Origin of the sequence: Anaerobiospirillum sp. NML120449 (assembly GCF_023051105.1) — a bacterium.
GTDB lineage: Bacteria > Pseudomonadota > Gammaproteobacteria > Enterobacterales > Succinivibrionaceae > Anaerobiospirillum.
The window spans coordinates 34203-58844 of record NZ_JALKIL010000029.1 but is presented as its reverse complement, the minus strand read 5'-3'; the positions used below and the strand labels follow the sequence as shown (position 1 = coordinate 58844).

At 53.2% G+C, this 24642-nt stretch carries 14 protein-coding genes and 1 pseudogene; 7 read left to right on the top strand and 8 right to left on the bottom strand.

All coding sequences use genetic code 11. From position 1 onward, the window contains the following. The first annotated feature begins 422 nt into the window (after positions 1 to 422). From MXE41_RS08985 to MXE41_RS08975, 3 genes are all read left to right on the top strand, one after another. Positions 423 to 1070: a nitroreductase family protein gene (locus tag MXE41_RS08985; protein ID WP_247100255.1), complete on the top strand. Its 648-nt coding sequence runs from the start codon at positions 423 to 425 to the stop codon at positions 1068 to 1070. A 421-nt stretch (positions 1071 to 1491) separates the two neighbouring features. Then, on the top strand, positions 1492 to 2115 hold the full coding sequence (locus tag MXE41_RS08980) for an L-threonylcarbamoyladenylate synthase (RefSeq protein WP_246978346.1): 624 nt from the start codon (positions 1492 to 1494) through the stop codon (positions 2113 to 2115). 843 nt (positions 2116 to 2958) lie between these two features. Continuing rightward, complete coding sequence (locus MXE41_RS08975) at positions 2959 to 5229, top strand: hypothetical protein (RefSeq protein WP_247100254.1); 2271 nt, start codon at positions 2959 to 2961, stop codon at positions 5227 to 5229. A 420-nt stretch (positions 5230 to 5649) separates the two neighbouring features. Here MXE41_RS08975 and MXE41_RS08970 read toward each other — a convergent pair whose 3' ends face one another. Next, a complete protein-coding gene (locus MXE41_RS08970; RefSeq protein ID WP_247100253.1) occupies positions 5650 to 6882 on the bottom strand; it encodes a glycosyl hydrolase family 28-related protein in 1233 nt (410 codons plus the stop codon). An 803-nt stretch (positions 6883 to 7685) separates the two neighbouring features. Between MXE41_RS08970 and pgsA the strand changes: the two are divergent. Then, positions 7686 to 8231, top strand: a pseudogene (gene pgsA / locus MXE41_RS08965) (CDP-diacylglycerol--glycerol-3-phosphate 3-phosphatidyltransferase); the annotation flags it as partial. A 439-nt stretch (positions 8232 to 8670) separates the two neighbouring features. On the opposite strand, the gene MXE41_RS08960 reads toward pgsA, so the two are convergent. Both MXE41_RS08960 and ribA read right to left on the bottom strand, forming a co-directional pair. Continuing rightward, a complete protein-coding gene (locus MXE41_RS08960; protein ID WP_246978343.1) occupies positions 8671 to 8997 on the bottom strand; it encodes a TusE/DsrC/DsvC family sulfur relay protein in 327 nt (108 codons plus the stop codon). Positions 8998 to 9377: 380 nt separating this feature from the next. Next, on the bottom strand, positions 9378 to 9944 hold the full coding sequence (gene ribA, locus MXE41_RS08955; RefSeq protein WP_246978358.1) for a GTP cyclohydrolase II: 567 nt from the start codon (positions 9942 to 9944) through the stop codon (positions 9378 to 9380). Positions 9945 to 11226: 1282 nt separating this feature from the next. On the opposite strand from ribA, the gene cmk reads away from it, so the two are divergent. From cmk to rpsA, 3 genes are all read left to right on the top strand, one after another. Further along, a complete protein-coding gene (gene cmk, locus MXE41_RS08950) occupies positions 11227 to 11904 on the top strand; it encodes a (d)CMP kinase (protein WP_246978342.1) in 678 nt (225 codons plus the stop codon). A gap of 1263 nt (positions 11905 to 13167) precedes the next feature. Beyond that, positions 13168 to 14418 (top strand): hypothetical protein, encoded by a 1251-nt coding sequence (locus tag MXE41_RS08945; protein ID WP_247100252.1) that lies wholly within the window; start codon positions 13168 to 13170, stop codon positions 14416 to 14418. Between the two features lie 582 nt (positions 14419 to 15000). After that, the gene (gene rpsA, locus MXE41_RS08940) at positions 15001 to 16674 is read left to right on the top strand and encodes a 30S ribosomal protein S1 (protein WP_246978340.1); all 1674 of its coding nucleotides are present in this window, start codon (positions 15001 to 15003) and stop codon (positions 16672 to 16674) included. Between the two features lie 1504 nt (positions 16675 to 18178). On the opposite strand, the gene MXE41_RS08935 is transcribed toward rpsA, so the two are convergent. From MXE41_RS08935 to MXE41_RS13260, 5 genes are all read right to left on the bottom strand, one after another. Then, positions 18179 to 18598 carry an ATP-binding protein gene (locus MXE41_RS08935; RefSeq protein ID WP_247100251.1) on the bottom strand — a complete coding sequence of 140 codons (420 nt, stop codon included), beginning with the start codon at positions 18596 to 18598 and terminating at the stop codon, positions 18179 to 18181. A 1298-nt stretch (positions 18599 to 19896) separates the two neighbouring features. After that, positions 19897 to 20232: an STAS domain-containing protein gene (locus tag MXE41_RS08930; protein ID WP_247100250.1), complete on the bottom strand. Its 336-nt coding sequence runs from the start codon at positions 20230 to 20232 to the stop codon at positions 19897 to 19899. A gap of 593 nt (positions 20233 to 20825) precedes the next feature. After that, positions 20826 to 21515: a lytic transglycosylase domain-containing protein gene (locus MXE41_RS08925; RefSeq protein ID WP_247100249.1), complete on the bottom strand. Its 690-nt coding sequence runs from the start codon at positions 21513 to 21515 to the stop codon at positions 20826 to 20828. 205 nt (positions 21516 to 21720) lie between these two features. Then, positions 21721 to 22392: a type III secretion system export apparatus subunit SctR gene (gene sctR, locus MXE41_RS08920; RefSeq protein WP_247100248.1), complete on the bottom strand. Its 672-nt coding sequence runs from the start codon at positions 22390 to 22392 to the stop codon at positions 21721 to 21723. A gap of 344 nt (positions 22393 to 22736) precedes the next feature. Then, on the bottom strand, positions 22737 to 24404 hold the full coding sequence (locus MXE41_RS13260) for a FliM/FliN family flagellar motor switch protein (RefSeq protein WP_247100247.1): 1668 nt from the start codon (positions 24402 to 24404) through the stop codon (positions 22737 to 22739). Between the last annotated feature and the right edge of the window lie 238 nt (positions 24405 to 24642).

Below are 24642 nucleotides of genomic sequence, written 5' to 3'. Positions count from 1 at the left end.
AAACAGGCATCAAAATCAGTGATGCCCAGATGAAATCGATAGACATGGAACCCATTGGGCCATTTCCTCTCTGGAACTATCGAATCAATGGTTTTAAAAGATCAATTTAATTGCTTACAGTTCCTTACTGCGCCCAAAGTCCGCTCAGCCCTATTTTGCACAGCAGCAGAACAGTGCGCTCAAATTCTGCCCCCAACCCTCCAGACCGAACCCGACCTTGACCGGCACGGCCTTGCCCGCCCCAGTCCAGCCTCCGGGTGCGGCGCGATGCGCAGCAGCTGCAAGGCAGCAGCTGCGTGCGTGGTGGCGGAGCCATGCTCCATAATGGCTGCCAGGGGGACGGCAAATTGCAGCTGTGCTATGCTTGACAGGGAGGCGGCACTGTTGAGTGCCCGGCCATTATTTTCAAGAGTTCATAGACCATGGATTTTAAAGAGCTTTTAGAGCAGCGCTATACCACCAAGTATTATGATTCCAGCCGCAAAGTTGATGAGGATACTGTCACCCGTATTTTAGAGTGTACCCGCCTCACTCCAACTTCTGCAAACAGCCAGCCATACCACTTTTATGTGCTCACCGGTGCGTCTAAGGACAATCTGCGTCCAGCCATAAAAGACTTTAACATGCAGCGCTATGATGGCGCTTCCCATGCTGTTGTAATCACCTGCAAGAGTGAGCTTGATGAGGATCATTTAAAGGCCGTTCTGGAAGCTGAAATAAGGGATGGCCGTCTGCCTGATGCCGAGCTGGTTGCCGCTCAGGACAAGTCCCGTCATTTCTTCAGCAATCTGCACGTGGAAAAGGGCGATTACAACGCATGGACCTGCAAGCAGGCCTATATTGCCTTTGGCACCATGGTCTATGCCGCTGCCGCCTATGGCGTAGACTCAACTGCTCTTGAGGGCATTGATTACGAAAAGTGCGATGAGATTATGCAGCTTGCAGATCGCAAGGAGCAGACCGCTGTTATCGTACTGCTGGGCTACCGCTCAGCTAAGGACTCAAATACCGTCGACAAGCGTCCTAAGTCCCGTCTGAGCCTCGAGCAGCTGGTCACCCGCCTTAATTAATTAATAAAGGCAACGAGCAAAGGCCACGAGCCAAAAGCATACAATCAGTCCGGCACCCCGGGCTCCCCACGCACCGCCGGGCTTCCTGCGATGCTGGGGCCGCTCCAGTCTGGGCTCTGTACGCTCCCGCAGCGTCAGAGCCCGGTATGGGCATTGGAGCAATTAACAGATGGTAGTGGCAAATGGGGCCAGGGTCTGCAAATGGCCCATGGAGCGGGGCTGATGTTGCCTGGGGATGCCATTCATTTTTGCTGATCGTGCTCACTAAGTGCACTGATTTATACTGGTATAATGGGCCACGACCGCAGCTGCGGTTGTGGCCTTTGCCTTTTTGAGGCCATATTTCCCTGTCCGGTATCTGCCGGTGTCTGAGTTCAGCACTGTTTCAGTCTGGCGCTGAGCGATATGTTAAGGATCTATCATGAGTGCTGATTTTCTTTCCATCCATCCGGATAATCCCCAGCCACGTTTTATTAAAAACGCCTGCAATATTCTGCGCAATGGCGGTGTAGCCGTCATACCAACCGACTCCTCCTACGCCCTGTGCTGTCTGATGGGCCAGAAGGATGCCATGGAGCGCATTGCCAGAATTCGTCAGATCAGCAAGAACCACAATTTCACCCTGATCTGCCGCGATCTTTCCGAGCTGTCTACTTATGCAAAAGTAGATAACAGTGTTTTCCGCCTGCTCAAGAACAATACTCCAGGTGCCTACACCTTCATTTTGCCGGCCACCAAGGATGTGCCGCGCCGTGTAATGAATGAAAAGCGCCGCACCATTGGCCTGCGTGTTCCTCAGTGCCGCATTCTTGAAGCTCTGCTTGATGAGCTCAATGAGCCGCTGATGAGCTGCTCGCTCATCATGCCTGGTGAGGATATGGCCGAGTCCGATCCTGTCGAAATCAATGACAAGATTGGCACTATTGTCGATGTCATTATCGACGGAGGTGTGCTCAACCCTCAGTCCACAACCGTAATCCGCTTTGAGGATGGTGTACCTGAGATCCGCCGCGTAGGCATTGGCGATCCTTCACCTTTTGAATAGCAGCAGGGCGTCCATAGCTGCAGCCTGATCTGCACCCAGACCTGCACCCTGCATATTGCATGGTGCCCACTGCAGCAGGCTTCTGGCTGCATCCTGCGGGATGCCCACTGCAGCAGGCTTCCCTGGCGGCAGCCCGCATGAATCTCATGCGCGCAGCCACGCCCTGGGGCATGCGCGCAGCTATACCGGCCGACATTACTGGTTACTTGTCAATTACGACGGTCAGTGATGTCGGCCGTCTGTTTTTCAGACCGGTCAATTTCTCCACGCCCTACAGCGTCAGGCCGGATCGGCCATGCCATGCCATGACAGGCCCTGCTCAGTCCTTATGTGGGCTGATTCCATGGAGCTCATGATGTTTGGTCAGCTTGCCGTGGAAAGCAAGGCAGTGCCGGGCAAGGCGCTGACCAGGTCTGCGTATGGCCTGCGCAGGTAGTGCGCATGTTCGTGCTGGGGCTGAGCAGTCTTCGTATGGCCGGTGCAGGGGCTTTGGCCGCTGGCAGGCGGCTGCAACGGCCTGCAGGCATTATGATACGCAGCATACATGTAATCATGTATTTATATAGATAACGACAGGCGATATGGTGGTCATGAGGGCAATGAAATGGCGAAATGTCAGACAGTAAGCCTGCGCTAATAGCTCATTAATACTGTATCTTGCATTGCAATGGTGCTGCTGCCATGGCGCGCAGTGATTTGCATTTTTAAGGTTTGGTGTGTGCCGATGCCTTAAAAACAGGCATTGGCAATGAAGCACAGGCAGGTTAGGCCGTTAATAATTACACACAGTTTGTCTGTACATGCTTTTAACTTGTCTACGATTGAACAGTCCGGGAATTACACATGGCGGTACAAGAGCATAAGGAACTTAAGGACAGCAGGCCATCAGGCGCTGCTGACAGCCGTTTTTCTCCGCAAGATGATCCTGCTGCAACCCTCCTGAGCGTCGGTGGCAATGGCCAGGCTGACAGCTCAGCCGCACCTGCTGCTCCAGCTGCGCCTGTACAGTCCGCCAGGTCAGGTCGAAGAGCCACCAGCCGCTCTGACAGTGGAGCCCCGGTTGCTGCCGGCACCGGCGCCGTCAGAGCCATTGGCCCTGGTGATGAGCGCCCTGAGCTTCCCTATGCCCTCCGACAGACTGCTATCGATACCCTTGCCTGCTTTAATCTGAGCCATCCGGCCGCCAGCCGTGACCATGCATCCACCGCTGGCGTCAGCGCTGCTGCAGCCAGCGCCGCTGGCAGCGCTATGGGCGCCGCCGCCTGCGCCGGTGGCGAGGGCCCGGACATTATTCGTGCAGCCTGCTCAGGACAGCCGGTACCGGCCGGTCTTACCTGGGCTCTTGCCTTTCTGGCTGCCAAAAACAATATCTACCATTGCCTGAACACAGCCATGCATCTGAGTGGTGTGGACCGTATGGCCAGGGGGCATATTGAGAGCTGGAGTGATGACATGCACCGTCGTATGGTCCATGGTGCGCTCAACTATGTCTTTGCCCTTGCCTTGCGCCCTGAGGCTGTAGCCCACAGCAAACCTTTCTCCCATCCATCTGACCACAGCTGCTCTCCTGACATGGACAGTGAATCTGACTGCTCTTACGAGACAGCCACTGACTATGTGGCTGGCAATGGCGACGGGCATGTGCATGAACATGGACATGGACAGAAGTACCTGCCCGGAGCTGAAGACAGTTGCGACATGAGTAAGAGCAGAACTCAGGGACAGTATGAAGCCGATCCGGCCAATAAGCCTGATGAGCTCGGTGGGGCAGGATGCGCAGGTGCCCGTGCAGACTCATGCGCAAGGGCAGGTGCTGGCAGGGCCAGGGTACATCTGCCGTGGCTTGAGCCAGGGCTGATGCAGCTGCCTTGTCCTGATGGCCAGCCTGAACTTGAGGAGCTCAGAAGCTTTATTTTGAGCCCTGTGTTCTCCCATGCCTTCATGGAAATGTTTCCGCACCTGTCGACCTCAGAGCGCAATGACCGTCTGGTGCTGACCAGAGCCATGGTGCCTGTCGATGTACGCGAGGCAGCACGTGAGGACTGTCATTCTGACCTTGAGGATGTCTATTACACTGAGGGCCTGTACATAGCCATTAACAGCGGCTGGCCGGGACTGCCGGTGTATTTTGAGCGGCCTCCTGTTAATGTGCTGCAGCTGCTGTCTGTGCGTGACAACGCCTCCCAGCGTGATGTTGATTACAGCCGCTTTGCCGCCTCGCTTGAGGACACCGGCCTGGACGGCCGCAATGCCATTGGCGTCATTCATGACGATGGCAAGGGCATTGCGGCTACCTTAAGACGTATGTTCATGGAGGAGCGTACCTTTATCTGCTCCCTGAAGCTGGCTTCTGGGTCCCTGTCTGAGCACATTATTGAGCGTGCCGAGCGTGAGGGCATACGCTATATGTGCAACCGCCAGGATCTCTTCAATCAGAAGTATCACTATGTGAGCTACCAGGAGCACATGGGCAATGTCGACCGCGCTTTTTACAACGACAGAACTCTGCTGTTGCGCGACGGCCGCATCAGTTACCATGTCTTCTTTGACCCTGTAGTGCGCATGAACCGCTATCTGCGTCTTACTGATTTTTTCCAGGACTGCTCAAACCTCATCAAGAGCGGCAAGAGCCTGAGCCATGAAGACAAAGAGCTGCTTAAAACTCTGACCTCCTACAATGAGGCTCCTTATTTCAAAGGACAGGGCCCGGCCTTTACCGTCAATCAGGATGCGGTAAAGGATTATCTGCGCTATCAGGGCTATATGGTGCTGGTAACCAATGACAATAATGCCTCAGCCAACAAGGTACTGCACCGCTATCTGCTGGCTGTCGAGGTCTCAAGAGCCATGTCCATGTCTCATGGTGATGACCTGAAAATCATGCTTTCATTCATGGCTCAGGGGCTGCGCAATGAGCTGGTCATGTCAGGCTACCGTGCCCGCACCAGCCGCCTGCCAGTTGAAAACAGCTGCCAGTCCATGGACGCTCTGCTCCGCACTCTCGATACCATTACCCTGACTTACGATGATCAGGGACGAGCAAGGTTTAATGTGCCGGACGAGGCCTCCGACCTGCTGCTGGCTCTGGGCATCCCGGCCCCGCCAGAGCAGTAAGCACAGGCCACCATGGCAGACCATCATGCCTGAAGTACAGCCAGCTGAGCGGCATCATGGTCCTGGCCCTGGCCCTGGCCCTGGCCCAGAGCCAGAGCGTGGGCCATGGCCTGAGGCTTGAGCCTGATAATGGGGACAGATGCGTTCTGCACAAATGATAAAGGGCAACCCTGGTGTTGCCCTTTATCGTTAATGGCTTGCAGCACAAGTCCCTTGCGGCCGGGGCCCCTATGAGGGAAACCTCCTGGCAGATTATCTCAATCCCGCCATATTCAGCTTGTCCCTGTATGCCCGGCCATGCCGGGAAACATGGGCTGCGGTTGACTGTCAGGTCAGTACCCGGCTCTGCCAGGAATTATCAGTATGACAGCCCGGCAGCGGGACATCCGTGCGTGGCCATGGCCGCAGTTGCCTGTCCTGTCAGTGTGGGAAGCAGGCACCGGCCTGGGATGGTCGGGTAGCGTGCAGCAGGTCCGGTCCTGAGCAGATGCCGGCACCGTTGTAGAAACTGCAGCGGGAGACAAATACGCGGTGCAGCGGCACCCCTGAGGCTGATGGGCCTGTCAGTACGGCTACACCCATGGACATGTCGTTATCGACACCTGAGTTGATGAAGGTGCAGTGGCCAATGGCTACCTTGCTGCTCTGTTCCACCACAATGCCCTTGGTGCACGGACCGCAGTTCCACTGGAAGAGCATATTGCTCAGGCTGATTTTCTCGCTGTTGAGCACATGGATATTGCAAAAGGCCGAATTGACCATGGTAATGCCGTTTATGGACACTTTCCGGGAGTCCTGGATCAGCACGTTGCGTACTCTTACCTGACCTGATTTTGCATGCAGCAGTGCTGCACCAGATCCATTGATGGCACCTTCGCCGCAAATCTCGACATTCTGGGAGCCAAGCACGCTGATAAGGCCCGGCGCTGCCTGGATCTGCTCTCCGCCAATATTGGTTGTGATGGACGGATAATCCTCAGGACAGGTGCTGGCAGTGAGCACAGCATCCTTTTCCAGAACCAGACGGATGCGTGAGGTCAGCTTGACGGCCGAAACACGGTAGATACCAGCAGGAATAATCACCTCACAGGCAATCTGAGGATGGGCGGCAGGATATTGTGAGTGCTTGCCGTGACCGGCAGGGCAGTGCCCGCCATGACAGTGGCCGCCATGATGAAGCATATGAGGGCCATGGCAGCCATGCCCATGGCCATGTGGTCCATGTCCGTGGCCACGAGGGCATTGGCCGTCTCCATGACCATGGCTGTGGTTGTGACAATGGTCATGCGGGCTATGGTCATGCTCAGGGCCGTGAGCCTCAGGGGATGGAGTTGCGGAGCTGGCAGCTTCGCTTATCAGCTGGGCAAGTCGCTCCTGGTAGAGGGCGGCGTTGATAAGGCCCTCAACTGTATGAGCAAAGGTGCGCGCCTCAAGTATGGCGTCCTGAATGGCATCGGTATCGTCGTGAATGCCGTCACCAACGGCACCAAAGTCCCTGACATTAAATGAGCGTGATACGGGAATGCGTGGAGCATGAGCGGTGCGGTGATACTCAATGCAGGTAAGCTCGGTACTGATATGGTTACTGTCGACGGTCAGACCCGGTGGGCCAGGCAGCTGTGATCCGTCGGTCTTTGAAGTGCACTTTTCCATAATTTTCCCTGCCTTATAAGTCTGTAATAATCATGCCGGAGGCATGTCATTGCCACCGCCAGGTCATGCCAGGCAGTGCAGACATAAGGATCCGGTGTTCTCTCTGTCTCGTCTGCCTGCAAAGTCCAGCACCATGCAATAGAGGTACTGTTTGATTGTCAGGCAGCGTAAAAATTTATTCTCTGTAGATCATCAGCATAGCATTAAGCAACAGCAGCTGCTGTGAGTTGCAACACCTTTCAGGCATCAATGATGCTGCAGTTTAACCTCGACATACCCGTGGCTGCCCAGTAAACAGCCCATCCACCAGCAATGTCACAAGCAACAGGTACTGAGATCCCAAACCTCTTCTACGCATTTGCTCTGGCAGCAACATACGCAGTCAGCAGTCATAACTGGCCGTCCCGCCAGGCCTGGCTATCAGCCGCACTGACAGGCACGGCAGTACGCATCTGCTGTACGGAACAGCTGGCTCAATATCAGTTACGGGGGCACCGCAAAGAGTGGCAGTGGCAGGGAGTGGCATGGTTAAGAGGGGCAGGGGCGTGCACCTGGGGGCTACAGATTGACATTCTGGTATGGGGGAGAGGCTGATGCTCTGGTGGCCGGTGTTACTGATTGGGTGATATGTATTTTTACAGCCTGTTTTCAGCAAAATGGCATTGTGACGGGAAGTAGGGCTAAGAAAGTGAAATTTAGTCCCTGGATCGCAAAGTTTTCTCAAAACTTAGCCTATAATTAGGGGCGGCCAAATGGGCTGCTGCGTTTTACTTAAGCTGAACCACTTCTCAGGATCGATTTTGATGTTTAATCTGCCAAATCTGCTGACCATATTAAGAGTCTTGCTCATACCAGTGTTCGTGGGACTGTTCTATTTCCCATCTACCAAGAGCAACATGATTGCAGCTTTAGTTTTCGTCATTGCTGCCCTGACTGACATGCTTGACGGCTATCTGGCCCGCAAGCTCAAGCAGACCACTAAATTTGGTGCTTTCCTTGATCCTGTGGCAGACAAGATCATGGTATGTACCGCTCTGGTACTGATTGTCGAATACTACAGCGTTCATGTAGGCGATTTTTTCCCTCACATGAATCTGCTGGTCTCCATTCCTGCAATGGTTATTATTGCCCGTGAGATTGTAGTGTCCGCCCTGCGTGAGTGGATGGCTGAAATCGGTCAGCGCGCTCAGGTAGCTGTGAACTGGGTAGGCAAGTGGAAGACCGCCATTCAGATGGCTGCAATTTCTCTGTTGATCTGGCGCCACAACGATCCAATGATTTACGCCGCTATCGGCCTGCTGGGCGTTGCTACCGTACTTACTATCTGGTCCATGATAGTCTATCTCAAGGTCGGTCTGAGCCACATGTCCGAGGAAAGTCAGGCATCAGTTCCTGCCCCGGTCGCACAGGCTCAAGCCACAGCCTCTGCTCCAGCACCAGCCCCGGCTGTCTACAGCGCCCCTGCAGACGCTCAGGCTCAGCAAAATGAAGGCGCAGAAAAGGCCTGATAATAAAGCTTTTGTCATAAGGACACAGCAAAAAAGGAACCCACAGGGTTCCTTTTTTGCTTTTGGTCCAGTAAAGATAGCCTGAACGGCAGCTGCAAGGCACTCAGCCCGGTATGGCCGCAAGGTCATCCCGGCATGCATGCCTGCCATAACTCACGCTCTGGCACAGCTGGCGTCTTGCTGTGCAGGCGTCGGGGGGTTAGTACAGGTTTGCAGTAAGGGCGGCCGTAGTAAGGGCGGCCGTGGCAAGGTGCGGGCATGGACAGGAACTGCCGTGGGGCTAAATGCAGCGGGCTGGCTTGGGGAGGCCTGCCAGAAGGGCGGCACACTTGGCCGCTCCGTCAGGAAAGAGTACGGCCAGCTTGCGTGAGTTGGCCAGCTCCTCATGCCCCTCTTTTTGCAGCAGCTTGATAAGACCGCGAACAGGTGGGGTAGAGGCATACTGCTGATAGTAGGAGCGCACTGTGTCGATAATGACAATGTGCTCAGCTGTCAGACTGAGTCCTGATTTGGCGGCCATGAAGTCGCGCAGAGCTTCGCTGTAGTCCTCAGGATGCAACAGGTAGCCCTCGTCATCAACCTCTATCTGGCGACCTTCAAATTCCATGTAAGGCATTTCCTCACTCCTGTTTTCAAAAGAGCAGTCCCTGAAGTCAGCTGACGCTGTGCTCAGAGGTCCTTGCTGACAGCTCCATGGCAGCAGCAACCGGGCATCAGTGCCGGACAGCTCAATGGCAGCAGCGACCGGGCATCAGTGCCGGACAGCTCCATGGCGGCAGCGACCGGGCATCAGTGCCTGACAGCTTGCTGCATCACCTCTATGGCGGCGGAGACAGCTCAGAATGGCGTACAGCCTGCTGCAGTCTCCAGCCTGCTTTACCGGGATGAGTCGAAAGTCAGGCGGGCAGACGCGAGCTTTGCGGGGCTGAAAATAACAGACCCAGGCACAGGGCCTGGGTCCGTTGTGGTCAGTGACTGACGAGATTATCAGTCCTGATGATGGAGCAGGTGGCCCATCTTTTCTTTCTTAACGTGCAGATAGTCTTCGTTGTACTTGTTCTCGCCGTACTCAAGCGGCTCGCGGGCTACAACCTCAATACCGTGCTTGCTGATGTCATCGATCTTGGCCGGATTGTTGGTCATGAGGATAATGCGCTCAAAGCCCATGGCACGCATCATGTCAGCGCAGATGCCATAGGTGCGACCATCGGCCGGGAAGCCCAGCTGGAGATTGGCCTCTACAGTATCAAGACCATTGTCCTGAAGACGGTAGGCGGCAATCTTGTTGAACAGGCCAATGCCACGGCCTTCCTGGCGCATGTACAGCAGAGCACCGCGACCAGTTTCAGAAATCTTGCGCAGAGCAGCCTCGAGCTGGAAGCCGCAGTCACAGCGCAGTGAGCCCAGAGTATCGCCGGTCAGGCACTCAGAGTGAATGCGGGCCAGGACCGGTTCATCGGTGGTCAGATCGCCTGTATAGATAATTGCGTGCTCACGTAACTGGTGGTCCTTGAACACTTTGATTTTAAACATACCGAAACGACTTGGAAGCATGGCGCTTGGGCCCTGCTCAAAGATTTCACTTTCTGCCACGACTAATACCTGAATTGTTAATAGCTTTCAGCAAGAGATACGACCAGGCGTATCTGACTGAATCCCTGGACGGTCCAAAGACCGTTCTGATAATGAGCTGGTATTATACATGAGGGACATTAGTACATGACAGTTATTACCTATTTTTATCATGAGCAAGCCCGTCAGAATCACGCTTGCGCAACTATATCCCCTCCTTAAACAGCACTGTTTGAGTGCCCGACCAGGACTTTTGGGTGACAGCCTGGCAGGCCCCATGTCATGGCAAAAGGACCATCCATGTCCAGGCTACAGAGCTGTGAGCATCCAACGGAAAAACCTGCCTGCCATGACATGCCTCCATAATCAGGACTGGCCAGTGCACGCGCCCAGTGACGTATCTGCGCCCAGTGGGGCAACCTGGCAATTCCCTTATCAGCCCGCCATTCAGTACCCTGATTTGCCCTGCCGACAGGACTAACTTCATGGCCTGCAGGACAGTGCAAGGTATCACTATCCTGTAATCCAGATGTATGTCGTGAGTGATGCTCAATAACAGTACCAGTGCTGCTGGTACGACAAGCTCAGCGCAAGCCCGGCACAAATTCTGGCCACTCATACTGTCATTCAGGTCAGGATGTCACCAGGCAGCAGGCATGCTTAAATGTATATATAAATGCATACCCGGCTGCTGCAGGGATGCAATCCAGGGTAAGTGCTGGCAGGATCCGGCGATGCCGGGCGTTCCGAAGATGGTCAGGTGACATGCTTGTTGCCGGGATGGGCAGTGCAGGTACGGTCCGATGCACGATTATGGGCGGCACGCGCGGTATGGCCGGGTGGCGCCAGGTGCCAGGCGATCAGCTTTGGGCTCGGAGATTTTACGGTGGCGAGCAAAGGGCGTTAAATGGCCATTTACCGCCGGGAATACGTGGTCTGCATTTTTGCTATGCATGGTGAATGTTGCTAAAATTGACAAGCTTTTTCAGTTGAGGCTGTTTGCCATGGAGCTGAGGAGCATCTCAGGAGGGCGGCTGCCGCCTGAGAATCTTTGTTTATGGATTTATATCAGTACCTGATCTGTTCTCCAGGACGGACAGGCAAGGTCCTGACCTGCTTAAGGCGGGCATTTGGGGCATGGGTTTAAATACCCGTCCATTTATGTCTGTGAGCATCTGAGGTCTGCCAGGTACTGCAAGATACGCCTGAGCCGGTGCAATGTTTACGTTGCCGGCACTGAACAGGGCGCTAAAGGAAGTTAACTTTGGAAAAGGCATTTGTTGTTGCTGTAGACGGTCCAGGCGGTGCTGGCAAGGGTGAGCTCACCCGTCGTCTTGCTAAAACTTTAGGCTATGATCTGCTCGATTCTGGCGCTATTTACCGCGTATTAGCCTATGCTGCCCGCAAGGCCGGTCTGGCCATGTTTGATGAGGAGTCTCTGGTTCAGGAAGCTCAGGTACTCTCATTAAGCTTTGAGGTTCAGGACGATGGTGTGCACGTATTCCTGGGCGATGAGGATGTCTCCCGTGCTATCCGTACCGAAGAGTGCGGTCTCAATGCCAGCAAGGTAGCCCCTCACCCACTGGTACGTCAGGCCCTGCTGCAGCGCCAGCGCGACTTCCGCAAGGAGCCAGGTCTTGTTGCTGACGGCCGTGATATGGGCACTGTTGTCTTCCCTGATGCTCAGGTCAAGATCTTCCTCGATGCCTCCCCTGAGGTCCGTGCTCAGCGCCGCAAGCTGCAGCTTGAGCAGGCTGGCAAGGAAGCCGATTACGATCTTATCCTCAAGGAAATCACCGAGCGTGATGAGCGCGACCGCAACCGTCCAGTAGCCCCGCTCAAGGCAGCTGAAGATGCTCTGGTACTCGACTCCACCAACATGAGCATTGAAGAGGTATTCAATGCTGCCATGGACTACATCAGGTCAAAGCAGCAGGCCTGAGCCTCACCGGGTTATTAAGCAGTATTGTCCTGACCTCCCTGGGCGCCCACACAAACGATGCGGGACAGCCGCAAGGCAGGCAGGGGCAAAGCACAGCACAGGGCAGAGCCTCAACAGGCTCTGCCCTGTGCTTTTTTTGAGCTCAGATGAATGATGTCAGGTTTTATGGCAGGGGGCTGCATGCTGCAGCGCATCACCAGGTGACTTGCGTTTGTCAGTACAGGTGTTCTTTTTGTGCTTGTGTGGGGTGCAGGGGCAGGCAGTGGTAGACTGACCTGTGTTTAGCAGCCATATTGCCAGATCCTCTTAGCCAACCCTTATATGTATAGGAGTTGGCTTTTATTTTGTCTGCAAATAATTTTTATGCTTCTGGGGGATTCAGGGGGCAGAATGATAGAATTGGGCTCTATCATTAGGTATGGATATTTGGGGGAACTTATGTACCTGAGGTTGAAGACCAATCGTGGCAGGAAGTACCTGCTTATGATGGAGTCGGTTCATGATCCTGAAACAGGCAAGTGCGTCAAAAGGGTGGTGAAGAGCTATGGCAGGTACGAGAACTTACCTGAGGAGGTAAGAAGAGCATTTGAGGACGAGCGAGCTCGCAAGCAGCTCACTGCTGAACTGGAACGTGACTGTCTGAATGCACGGCTGACCATGGCAGCAGAGGCAGCAGAGGCAGCGGTAAAGGCGGCTGATGTTGCTAAGGTTGATGATGATGGCCTGGAGTGTGACGATACCCCCAGGTTAAACGGGGCTTTCGAGCTTCATTACGGCCATCTTGCGCTGAAGCCAATATGGGAGATGGAACTGGGACTGAAGTACAAGATCAGTTATCTTCAGCAGGCTTATACCGAAATAGAGGCGTGGAGCCTCAATGATCTGCTGTTCTACCTGGCGTCAGTCAAAATTGTCAGACCACAGTCATACTTGCAGGCAAGCAACAACATAAGTGACTTTATCTACTGCCCATGGAGCTCTGTCAGTCAGAGCGGTTTTGACCATGCACAGGATTTCCTTTATGAGCACGGCAGTCAGCTGCTCAAATATGCAGTCAAAACACATGCAAAGCCCCGGGAAAAACCAGTCAAAACAGCCTTTATCAGCTGTTTTAACATCTGGTTGGAGGCAGCCACTCATGGCAACGCCCTGTTTGGCTGCAGCCTGCACGACAGCTGTGACCCGGAAATGATGAGCCATGGCGCCTGCCTTGCTGATGCTGATTGCGGCCCGGACAGCTGTGAGGGACTGCCTGTTATTTCAGTGGCTATTGCAGCTGACGAGGAGGGCTTTCCCCTTGATTGCCACATTTCGCTGGGAACTCCGAACGACCTGGACCTGCTGCCAGAGGCGGTTCAGGCGCTCAAAGATCAATACGGTATCAGCAATTACTGTCTGATTGCAGAGAGCCTCAGCAACGAAGCTCAAGTGGTACGCATGGCCCGCCACAACGATATGGGATTTGTGGTGCCGTTCCATCTGTCCAAGCAAAGTGACGAAGACCGCAGGCAAATGCTGGATCTGTCAGGTTACAAAAACTTCATTCCTGGTGATGACGGCACCTTTGTCCTGGAATCCAATGACAGCAGGATTCAGGAAAATGCCCCCAGATTCAAGGTTTGTGACTTCGTTATGAAAGTCAGGTCTGCTGCTGAACCATGCTGGCAATATGGCAGTGAGCTGGCTGGTGCGGCTGAAGTTCCATGCAGGATTGTTTATACATTCTGCCCTCAAAGAAGAGCCAGGGATCTTGCCTTGCTCAATGCGCTCAAGCAAAGTGCAGTCGCGGCAAAGGGGCTAAATGACGAGCGGATTAAAGCCAAAGAGAAAGTTGCGGGCTATGCGGCTTTAGTATTAGGCCACTCAGTCAGCAGCAAACACCAGCCGCTCAGTGATACCGAAGTGCTTGATTCCTGCTACAGGCTTGCCGGTCTTAAGGACAGCTTTAAGCTCATGACAGTGTCATTGTTCCCGGATTCTCCAGACGAAAAGCTTATCCAGAGAATCGAAGCTCACTGCTGCCTGAGCGTGCTTGCCCTGATGATGCTTCGTATTGTCCAGAAACAGTTGCTTCAGAAAGGCCACCGTATGTCTTTATCTGGCATATGTCAGGCACTGGCAGATGCCCGGGTGATACCTGCATCGGTAAGCAATAGCGAAATAAACTTCTTTAATGTCATGAGTCGCTCAGGCGATTATGCGCCGGTGGCGGGAAATTCGGGGACTCGCGAGCCCTTAACCATGCTGGAAACCGCAGATCACGGCGAAGAGATTTCAAGTGGTTATGAGCAGGGCAAGAGGCAGATTAGCAGCGGCGCTCAGACTGTGATGGATGCGGTCGGACTGGGAGTAATTCCCCGCTATGTTGGATTCAGGCAGCTCAAGAGACTGCTGAAGATTGGCTCATATCCTGACAGCAAGGTCCTTGCAGACGAGCACCAGCAACTCATTAAGCTCCTTGACATGCAACCACCCTTAACAAGAGGAAACAGGAGCTCAGAACTGCCTTTCTGACGAGTATTACTGGCAGCGCCGTGCGAGCAGATAGCGGCCGTCAGTCAACCAAAGAGCAGTACAGCACAGGGCAGAGCCTCAACGGGCTCTGCCCTGTGCTTTAGCTGATGGTAAATAATGCTATAAGCTGTGATCGGGGAGACTGGCAAAGGCCGCAGTTCAGGGCATGCTCTGGCTGGCTGAAAGCTTCCTTCGGGACCATGGCTGTGCGGCCAGGCAGGTATGATCCAGTGCGCTGGTAGGGAAGGAGTGAGAGATGCCCTGAAAAAGGGCATGTTTATGACGTTTTGTGGTCTGTTATGGGGAATAAACGGTACTTTTGAGAGGGCATGGTGTAAGTGGGGCAATTAGCAGGTAAGATACCGGCCAGGCTCAGGCTTATTTATGGCCTTTATTTGAGCTTACTCCTATATGGAAATAATTTGCATCTAATGGCCCTGTACAGGGTGGTGAAAACCTTGATCGGATACTTGATCATTGTTATAATCCGCGATCACTTGTTTACAGTGTCATGGATGATACTAAATTTTAACTACCTCCTTGAAGCAAGAAGCTTTAGGGTGCCTGTGGAATCAATCCTTAATGTCTATTAGTTTTGCCGAACTCCTCGAAGAGTCTTTTAGCCAGAACGAATCCCGTCCAGGTAATACCATCAACGCTCACGTTGTTGCCATCAACGCCGACTTCGTAGTTTTAGACGCCGGTTTAAAGTCCGAGTCTAACATTCCAGTTGAGCAGTTCAAGAACGCCCAGGGCGAGATTGAGGTTGCTGTTGGCGATACCGTTCCAGTTGTTCTTGAGTCCATCGAATCCGGCGACGGCGAGACCATCCTGTCCCGTGAGAAGGCCAAGCGCAATGAAGCCTGGAACAAGCTCGATGAGGCCTACAAGAACAGCGAAGCTGTTACCGGTCTGATCGACGGTAAGGTAAAGGGCGGCTTCACCGTACAGTTAGGCGGTATCCGTGCTTTCTTACCAGGCTCTTTAGTTGATGTTCGTCCAGTACGTGAGACTGCTCACTTAGAGGGCAAGGAGCTTCAGTTCAAGGTTATCAAGCTTGACCAGAAGCGCAACAACGTAGTTGTTTCTCGTCGTGCTGTTATTGAGTCTGAGAACTCTTCCGAGCGTGAGAATGTATTAGCCAACCTGCAGGAAGGCCAGGAGGTTAAGGGTATCGTTAAGAACCTGACCGACTACGGTGCATTCGTTGACCTCGGTGGCGTTGACGGCTTATTACACATTACCGATATGGCCTGGAAGCGTGTTAAGCACCCATCCGAGATCGTTAATGTCGGTGATGAGATTGAGGTTAAGGTTCTTAAGTTTGACCGCGAGCGTCAGCGTGTTTCCTTAGGTCTCAAGCAGTTAGGCGAAGACCCATGGGCCAACATCGCAGGCCGCTTCCCAGTTGGTTCCAACCTCGAGGGTAAGGTTACCAACTTAACCGACTACGGCTGCTTCGTAGAGATCCAGGAAGGTGTTGAGGGTCTGGTTCACGTATCCGAGATGGATTGGACCAACAAGAACATTCACCCATCCAAGGTTGTTTCCGTTGGTGACAACGTAACCGTTAAGGTTCTCGAGATCGATGAGGAGCGTCGTCGTATTTCTCTGGGCTTAAAGCAGTGCAAGCCAAACCCATGGATGGAGTTCGCTGAGGCTCACTCCAAGGGTGACCGTGTAACCGGTAAGATCAAGTCCATCACTGACTTCGGTATCTTCATCGGTCTGGACGGCGGCATTGACGGCCTCGTTCACTTATCTGACATCTCCTGGCAGCAGTCCGGTGAAGAAGCTGTTCGCGACTTCAAGAAGGGCGACGAGATCACCGCTATTGTTCTCCAGGTAGATCCTGATCGTGAGCGTATCTCCCTGGGCTTAAAGCAGATCGCTGAAGATCCGTTTGCTGACTACCTGGCTCAGCACCACAAGGGTTCCCTCGTCACCGGTACCGTTGAAGAGGTTGACGCCCGTGGCGCTACCGTACGTCTGGCTGAGGGCGTAACCGGCTACATCCGTGTTGCCGATATCTCCCGTGACCGCGTCGAAGACGCCTCCACCGTATTAAAGGTAGGCGACTCCGTTGAGGCCAAGTTCATGACCCTCGACCGCAAGACCCGTCAGTTAAGCCTCTCCATCCGTGCCAAGGATGAGGCCGAGGAGAAGGAAGCTTTAGACACCCTGAACGACAAGCAGCAGCAGGAAGCCGCTCCTAACGCTATGGCTGCCGCTTTTGCCGCCGCTCGTGGTGAATAAGCTCACTGTTAACAGTCAGTCAGTTTTTCTGACCGCCTGTTAAACTGCGAAACTTAACCGTTTCCAAAACCCGGATGGGGATAACCCTGTCCGGGTTTTATTTTGCACCTTTCCCTCTACAATATTTTCACAGGGCCGCAACGGCCCAAATTTCCCCAAAAACCAGCCTTTAACAAATAACCATTACACTAAAAGGCCCGGCCATCCATACTCAAAAATTACTGATAAATTATTTTATAAAGCGTTAATGAACAACAGCCCAGATCCGCCCTTCTGTCTTTATCCCCCGCCGCTTTTTACTCTCCATAGCGATTTATAAATCATATCTTCATAGACTTCCTGCCAACTCCATCAGGCGCACATTCATCAACTCACTCAAACACTTACGTACTCAGTCAGTCACCCAGTCAGTCACTCAGTAAGTAAGTAAGTCAGTAACTCACTCACCAGCACTCATTCACCCACACTCATTCATTCTGTCCATCCTCGCCACTAATTTTGTTCAGCTGGTTTACATGCCTAAGCAGAGCAGCGGTGGTGGCTGGCAGTCCGGCCTGTTGGTAACGGTGGAGAGGCCGCCTGCCTGCCTGTCTATCGGCCTGCAGCAGCAGCGTATGCTGATTAGGTGCATTGCTCTGATTGCCCATGCTGATGCTTCTCTGAGCTAACTATGCCTGCATCGTGCTCTATAAAAGCCTGCACTTCCTAAAGTCAGTAATATCTTACTTAGGGCTGATGGAGCATACGTAAAGCCCCATATACATGCGGTATTGACAGAAAGTCGAGCATCATGACAGTCCCAACCAGCCCCTGTGCAATCGTTTTCTTGCAGTATGTGCTCATTCACAGGCTCATGCTTTTGGCTGATACGATTGAGGCTGAGCGTCTTATATCAGGTCATGTAGCTCAACTGCAATTATGTGCAGATGGATATGCTTTCTGTATGATGTGCTCTACAAAATATTTTTCAGACTATTATCTGGGGTACGAGTGTTGACTGACCATACAGCTGCATTGAGCTTTTGGCTGATGGCTGTGCCTGTGAATATCATTATGATGGTTATGATATTCTCACTGTAAAAGGTTTTATAGAGTGTTCTTTATAGCGTGGTCCTGGGGGTGGCCGTTATACTTTTGGGTAAGGGGGAGAGTTTTTTGATTTTGCGGAAGGGAGCGGGTGTGTGTGTTTATTTTTGGGGCCATGCTGGTACGGGACACATTAGTGCAGGGCATTGGCTTTGCTGCGAGGCTGTGGTTCTGTATGCCGGCAGTGGGAGTCTGGGGAGGCTGTTTTTAAGTTTTTTTGCACTTCAGCTTGCTACTTCGGGGAGGGCAGGGTGAAGTGCCTGTTGCTGTTTTGGGGGGATTAGCGAGCAGTGTCGGGCACGGGGATCTGGTCTGTATCAGCTCATGACGCGAGGCGGCAATTGTGGGACTGGTGCCTGGTATTGTACCGCTACAGGCGCTTTGGCTAAGGCATTGGCTGGTTTCCGGTGAGTTAGCGCTACATGTTTTTCAGATAGACATGTACCTGATTGCGGCCATCAATACGAGCATACGTGTAGTGACTGGATATCTTCTTTATCAGGTACAGTCCCAGACCTCCTGCCTCGCGGCGGGATATGTCCTGCTTGATGTCTGGACTGGGGGCCTGAGTGAAAGGGTCAAAGGGCGGGCCACCGTAGGTAAACTGCATGAATATGCTTTTGATGCCGTCGAAAAAGACATGACCAGCGGCAAACTTGACGAATCTGCTGCTGTCAGGCGTATCCTTGTAAGCGTACTTGGAGACGTTCGTCAGCATTTCTTCAGCTATCAGCTGAATATCATATTTGAGCTTCTTACTTACTTGCAGCTGCTCATCTATGAACTTGTTAATGGTCAGCAGCTCTGATACCGAAGCTGCCAGAGTAATGGATTCCATCTCATCCCCGAATGAAGATTTCAAGATCCTGAGGATCTCTTAGTCCATATGATCAAATGAATCTGATAAGAAAGCCTTTGCCTGCATTTCAGTTGCCAAATACAGGGTCAAAAGTTGTCCTTATCATCTGTTACACAGCTCCGGAAAGGTACTGTTGCTTTCCGAACAAAGCGCATCTGGTATAAACAAGTGCTCTGACCGTCACAGGTTAGCACTGATCATTAATAGATTGTCATAACAGCCATGACTGCAGAACTTTCACCACTTGTAGTATACGCTGTCACAGCACTCCTGTGTCTGTTTGAAAATAAAGGTAATTACGCTCGTCGCAGTGCTCCGTTGCCGCTGGTCTGCCAGGGGCGCTTTGCACAGAGGCTGCCGCATAACTTCAGATCAATTTGTATCTGAATTAACGTTCAGGGACCTCAAAAGCCCCGTGTTTATAAGCAGTTTTGCATTAAAGCGCTGACCTGGACTGGTTGTCAGGGATAATTTCAGCACTGTACATACTTATTCGTGCCCCACGGCTATACAACTGCAGCATGGGAGTGCGTATACGGCTCATTGACACATATATGTGGCGCTGAAACGCTGCAGGGCAGAAAATCCATGAATGCTGCAGTGCATCAGGTCCAGGAGTGCTGCAGTGCATGAGGCCCAGGAATGCTGCAGGGCAGTAAATCCATGAATGCTGCAGTGCATGAGGCCCAGGAATGCTGCAGGGCAGTAAATCCATGAATGCTGCAGTGCATCAGGTCCAGGAGTGCTGCAGGACATTAAGTCCCCCTGTATTCCGACGGCGGTCGAGGCTGTCTGCTCGATGAACACTTGATTCTTTAATCCTGCTGGTAAGCAGGCTTTTGGCTTAGTTCAATCTAAAAACTCAGAACATTTGCTTTATAAAGCAACTTTATGCCGGTGCCTGTGCTGTGCCTTGGAAGGATATGGCTCAATTATCTCAGGACGCATTAAGGTCATAAAGTAATGACAACAGTCTTGTTGACTCAGAGCCCGGTTCAGGCTCAATGGCTTTTTCAGCTGAAAAAGCGCTTGCATTGCAGGCCACCTGCATCTCTGGCAACCGGCATGCGCATGTGCATGGCTATGTGGGCCGGCATGCGCATGGTGCCTGGGGATGAGCAGGCGCATGCTGCGCTGGTAGCGCTCTGTGGCCTGCAGGGCAGGCTGTAGCATGCCGGGCAGGCTATGGTAAGGTTACTTGTCTGCAGGTCTGCCGGGGCAGTCTGGGACCCGTTATGGCCGATGGCGGGCTGTTGACCGGCAAAGGCCACGGAAGGTTACTTGAGCATGGCAAGGCCACCTGGTATATCGGCGGCGATATTGAGGAATTCAGAGAAGCCGGAAATCTTGAAGACGTCAGCTACTGTTTTCTGCATGCCGCACAGGGCAATAGGGTACTTGTTCTGCTGGCAGTGCCTGACCACCATTAAAACGGAACGCAGGCCTGCTGAGCTGATGTACTGCAGACTGGACATGTCGATAAGACAGCCGGTGGCCGCCTGATCGATAAGCTCAATGCTCTTTGACTCAAAAAGTTCGTTGGTCAGAGCGTCGATACGACCAGATACGTGTAAGACAATCCACTTGTCATGAGTGGTAAATGTAACTTCCAAAGTTTATTCCTCTGATGATACTGTTCGTCCGGGCATGGATGTACGGCTTTCTGAAGTTTTATGACAGCTCTCTGGCTCTGTAAATCTCTGTTATGGGCAGGCATGAGAGCTCTGGAATGAGCCTGTACATGCAGTCTGGGGCTTTCTGTCCGTTTAGTATATGGACCGTAAGTCCAGACCTGTTTGTCATTGGCGGGCTGACAGTTCTAATCTTAATCCAGCATCGGGCTCGGAAGTGAGCCCGGGTAAATGTTCTTTTTCTGAGTTCCGGTACGCCATGCTTATGAAACTGCCAGGCAGCCGGCCACTGATACTGTTATCAGCCCTGGTGGCAGCAAATGTTTTATGGCAGCCGGATTCAGTCTGGGCCTGTACTTGTGCAAGTGCAGCCATGGCAACGAGGCAGGCTGCTGCCTGAGTCCTGACGGGACAGAAGGACCTGTTCAGGGATAAATCTGAAGCTGTAAACTGCTGATATTTATGCTCTGCCAGTACTGACTGGTAAGCTCCAGCTTACGCCCTAAGCAATGATTCGGTCATATAAGCACTGGTGCGGGGGCACCAGCAACTATTTTATCAGCTGAGCCTGGTAATTACAGCCAAATAACGTTTGATCCCAGCTGGGCAGCTGTGCTCTGAACTTTGATGACAAACTCACGGGTCTCCTTGAAAGGAGGAATGCCACCGTGCTTTTTTACCGAGCCCGGACCTGCATTATAGGCAGCAAGGGCAATGGCTTCGTCATTGTTAAACAGTTTGAGCATGCGGGCCAGGTAGCGGGCACCAGCTTCGATATTGCTGCGCGGGTCAAAGGGATCGCTGACCTTGAGCTCCTTTTGAGTCTCGGGCATCAGCTGCATCAGCCCCTGAGCGCCACGTGGCGATACGGCCGTCATTACGGCACCTGACTCCACCATGATAACGGCGGCAATCAGGCTCGCTGGCAGTCCGGTAGCACGAGAGGCATTTATGATGTGCTCTCTTAAATCCTCAAGGCGGCTTTTACCGGCAATCAGGCGCTTGTAGCCTGCGACATCAAACATGTGGCCAAAAGCCAGCAGATGAGCGCTGGGAGCCAGAGAGTAGACGTCCATCTCATCTATGCGGTTGACTCTTTCAGCCGGAGCGCTGATGGAGCGGGCATAGACAGTGGTAGTGCTGACATCCATGGTGATACTCACCTTTGATGCTGCCTTAAGGTCAGCAAAAGCCTCCTGGCAGGTCAGTACAGGCAATATCAGACTGGTAAAAACCAGCACTCTTACTGCATGGTACAGGTTCATAAAAACTCTGGTCCCTCCATGGCGACGGGGCTGGTTGTTAACAATATCTCTGTGGTCCAGGCCCGGGCACTATGACTGGGAGCTGGCGACAGTGCATGTGCTGCGACATGGCTGCCTCAGTCGGAAGTGCAGACAGCAGTGGCAGGGCAGCACCACTGGCAGCGCGGCCAGCGGTGGCAGCGCGGCAGCGCAGCTGCCGGGGGCGTCACGTCAGGTTGTAGCTGAGCATCATTCCCTGAGAGAGCTTGAGCCATCCGTCCAGGGTGACGAAGAGCATCAGCTTGAAAGGCAGGGATATGGTCGTTGGCGACACCATCATCATACCCATGGCCAGCAGAATGTTCGAGATAATCAGGTCAATAACGATAAAGGGCAGATAGAGCAAAAATCCAATCTGGAAGGCCTTGGTCAGCTCGGAGATTACAAAGGCTGGCACCAGGAATATAGGGTGCTCAGTGGTAAAGCGCTCCTGAATCTCCTTAGGCCAGATACGGCGGGCTGTGGCTTCAAATGATGAGATTACCTTGCTGTCGGTATTTTTAAGAATAAAGTCAAAAACAGGCTCACTGCAGACACCGGCTACCTCTACGGCAAAAGAGAACTCGCTGCTGCGCTCCTGATTGGCCTGAATATAGGTAGTGGCCATGTCATACATACGGGCGCCTACCGGAGCCATGATGAAAATGGTCAGAATCATGGTCAGACCATTGAGCACCATGTTTGGCGGAGTCTGCTGAATACCAAGGGCATTACGGACAATGTAGGCAACTACGATGATCTTGATGTAGGAAGTCACCAGGGTTAATACAATCGGCAGCAGACCCATGACCATCATGATGACCATGATCTGCATTGGATTAATCATTGTATCGAACATTGTCGTAACACCTTGATGCTGCAGGCCCGGCAGGCATTCTGGGCCTGTGGGCTGCCGGCATCTTTATGGGACGGCAGGCAGTTGCAAGCTGCCCGGCTTACGCCAGACTGCTCTGCCTTGAGCTTGTATCTTCAGATAAACCTGTGGTGCGTCCTGCCCGCATCGGCCACATCGGTCGCATCGACCGCAACCGCACAGGCGGTGCAGCGGCATCCGCAGTAACTGCAACTGCACAGGCGGTGCAGCCGCAGCCGCAGCAACCGCGCATCTCAGGCAGCGGCTCAGCCAGCTATGCTGGCGACAGGGGCGTTCATGTTGCGGCCGGAGCGGTGGCGCCTGAAATCTTATTTGTCAGCAGATTCGGACTCATCCGGGGCTGGCTGCTGCTCCTCGCTTGACTCTGAGCTCTCAGCATTTTCAGCTGGAGCATCGACAGTGGTCTGCTCAGCTTCGCCTACGCCTTTGCCATCGCCATAGCCATAGCCATAGCTCTCGCCTTCGCCCTCTCTTTTGTCTTCGCCTTCAGCGCTGGCAGTTTCCTCTGCCATGTCCTCTTCTTCAGTGGCTTCATCTTCCGGAGCCTTGATGAATGAGTCCTCGACACAGACACGTGGGACGTGCATAAGCTCTTTAATCTGCACGGCATAGGTACCGTCGATTTCGATAACCTTGCCGGTACCTATGATGCGTCCATTGACAAAAATGCTGATATTGGACAGTGAGTCATTGTTCAGCGGCAGTCTGGCGCCACGGGAAATCTGTCTGAGGTCGGCTACAGTAAGGTTTAAGCTTGAAAGGACACAGTCCACACGTACTGGCAGATCGTCAACATTTTCAAAGGCCATGAAGCTGTTCTCGCTGAAGGTAATTACGTCTGTAGTAAAAGGTTCCAGAATAACCAGGAAGTAGTCTGATACCTGCTGGCCCTGACTGTCATATGCGGCCTTGCCCGCAGCAATCAGCGCATCGTATACATTGGTGATGCCTGCAACAGCTGCAGTGTATTCAGTAATGGCAGCTGTTGCAGCAGTGCCGGCAGCAGCCTGAGCAGCGGCCGGAACTGCAGGAGCTGAGCCTGCGGCCGTGTTTGCGGCTGTGGCTGCAGCAGGTGCGGCTGCGTCTGTGCCGGGTGCTGCTGGAGTGGTGGCAGGAGCGGCTGCAGTACCAGGTGCTTCTGGAGCGGTGGCAGCGGGGGCAGCCTCTGCACCCGTGGCAGCTGGTGCAGCAGGGGCAGCACTGTCAGATGGAGCGCCGGCAGCGCTGTTGCCCTCAGCCTGTGGCTGCTGAGCAGCCGGATCCTGGGCCCTGGTGCCATCAGCCGGGGCACCTTGGGCAGCGCTTTGAGCACTGGCCTGGGCAGCAGCTGCAGCTGCTGCGACTTCGGCCGCTGCTCTGGCCTGAGCGGCAGCTTCGGCTGCAGCTGCAGCGGCGGCTTGCTGGGCGGCCATGCGGGCTTCAAACTGTCTTTTAGCCTCGCTTAGCAGCTGAGGAGTGCATACGGTATTGAGTACAGCCAGAGCGCTCTGACCGGCACAGCTTATCTTAAAGCGATCGTTGTTGATAAAGGTGCCCAGCACCAGGGCATCGCCTACGCACAGGCTGTTAAGCTCTCCTATGCTCAGATCGAGGCTGTCAATGATGATATGTGCAGGAAATGAGGCCAGTTCAGCTGCTGTTGTAACTTTAAACGGATTGTCAGCTTCCTTGAGACGCTCGATAATCAGATTCAGATCACATCCTGAGTCTGGATACAGTGAGATCAGCTCCTCGAAATTCTCAACCCCGTCCTCAGTTGTCATGTGGAGTGGCACTACGGCGCACAGAGGAGCAAGAGTGGATTTCTTCTCCAGCTGGGTGGGTGAGATATAGCCTGTTATCTCAACCGGGCCTACCATTTTGTCAAAGGTCTCGAGGTATGGGCGGATGATTATCTCCAGAGCTGCCAGCCTGTACTCATAAGGCAGATCGGCCGGATTAAGGTCAGACTTGCTGAATACTGGATTCCTGGTCACGCATTTAGAGGAGTGAGGCGCAATATAAAAGCGCTGCCCCAGGATATTTACAGCTATTGCTCCGATTTCAGCAGGAGCTGTAAAGCGGTCAACCAAGGTAATGTCCGGGCAGATCTGCATAATCAGATTTTGTAACCGGGTTCTCAAAGGCAGTTGGCACAACATTGCTCGGACCTTGTTAAATTGCAGATAAAGCCATTTGCAAAGCATCTGGCCACCATGCTGTATCACAGCTGTG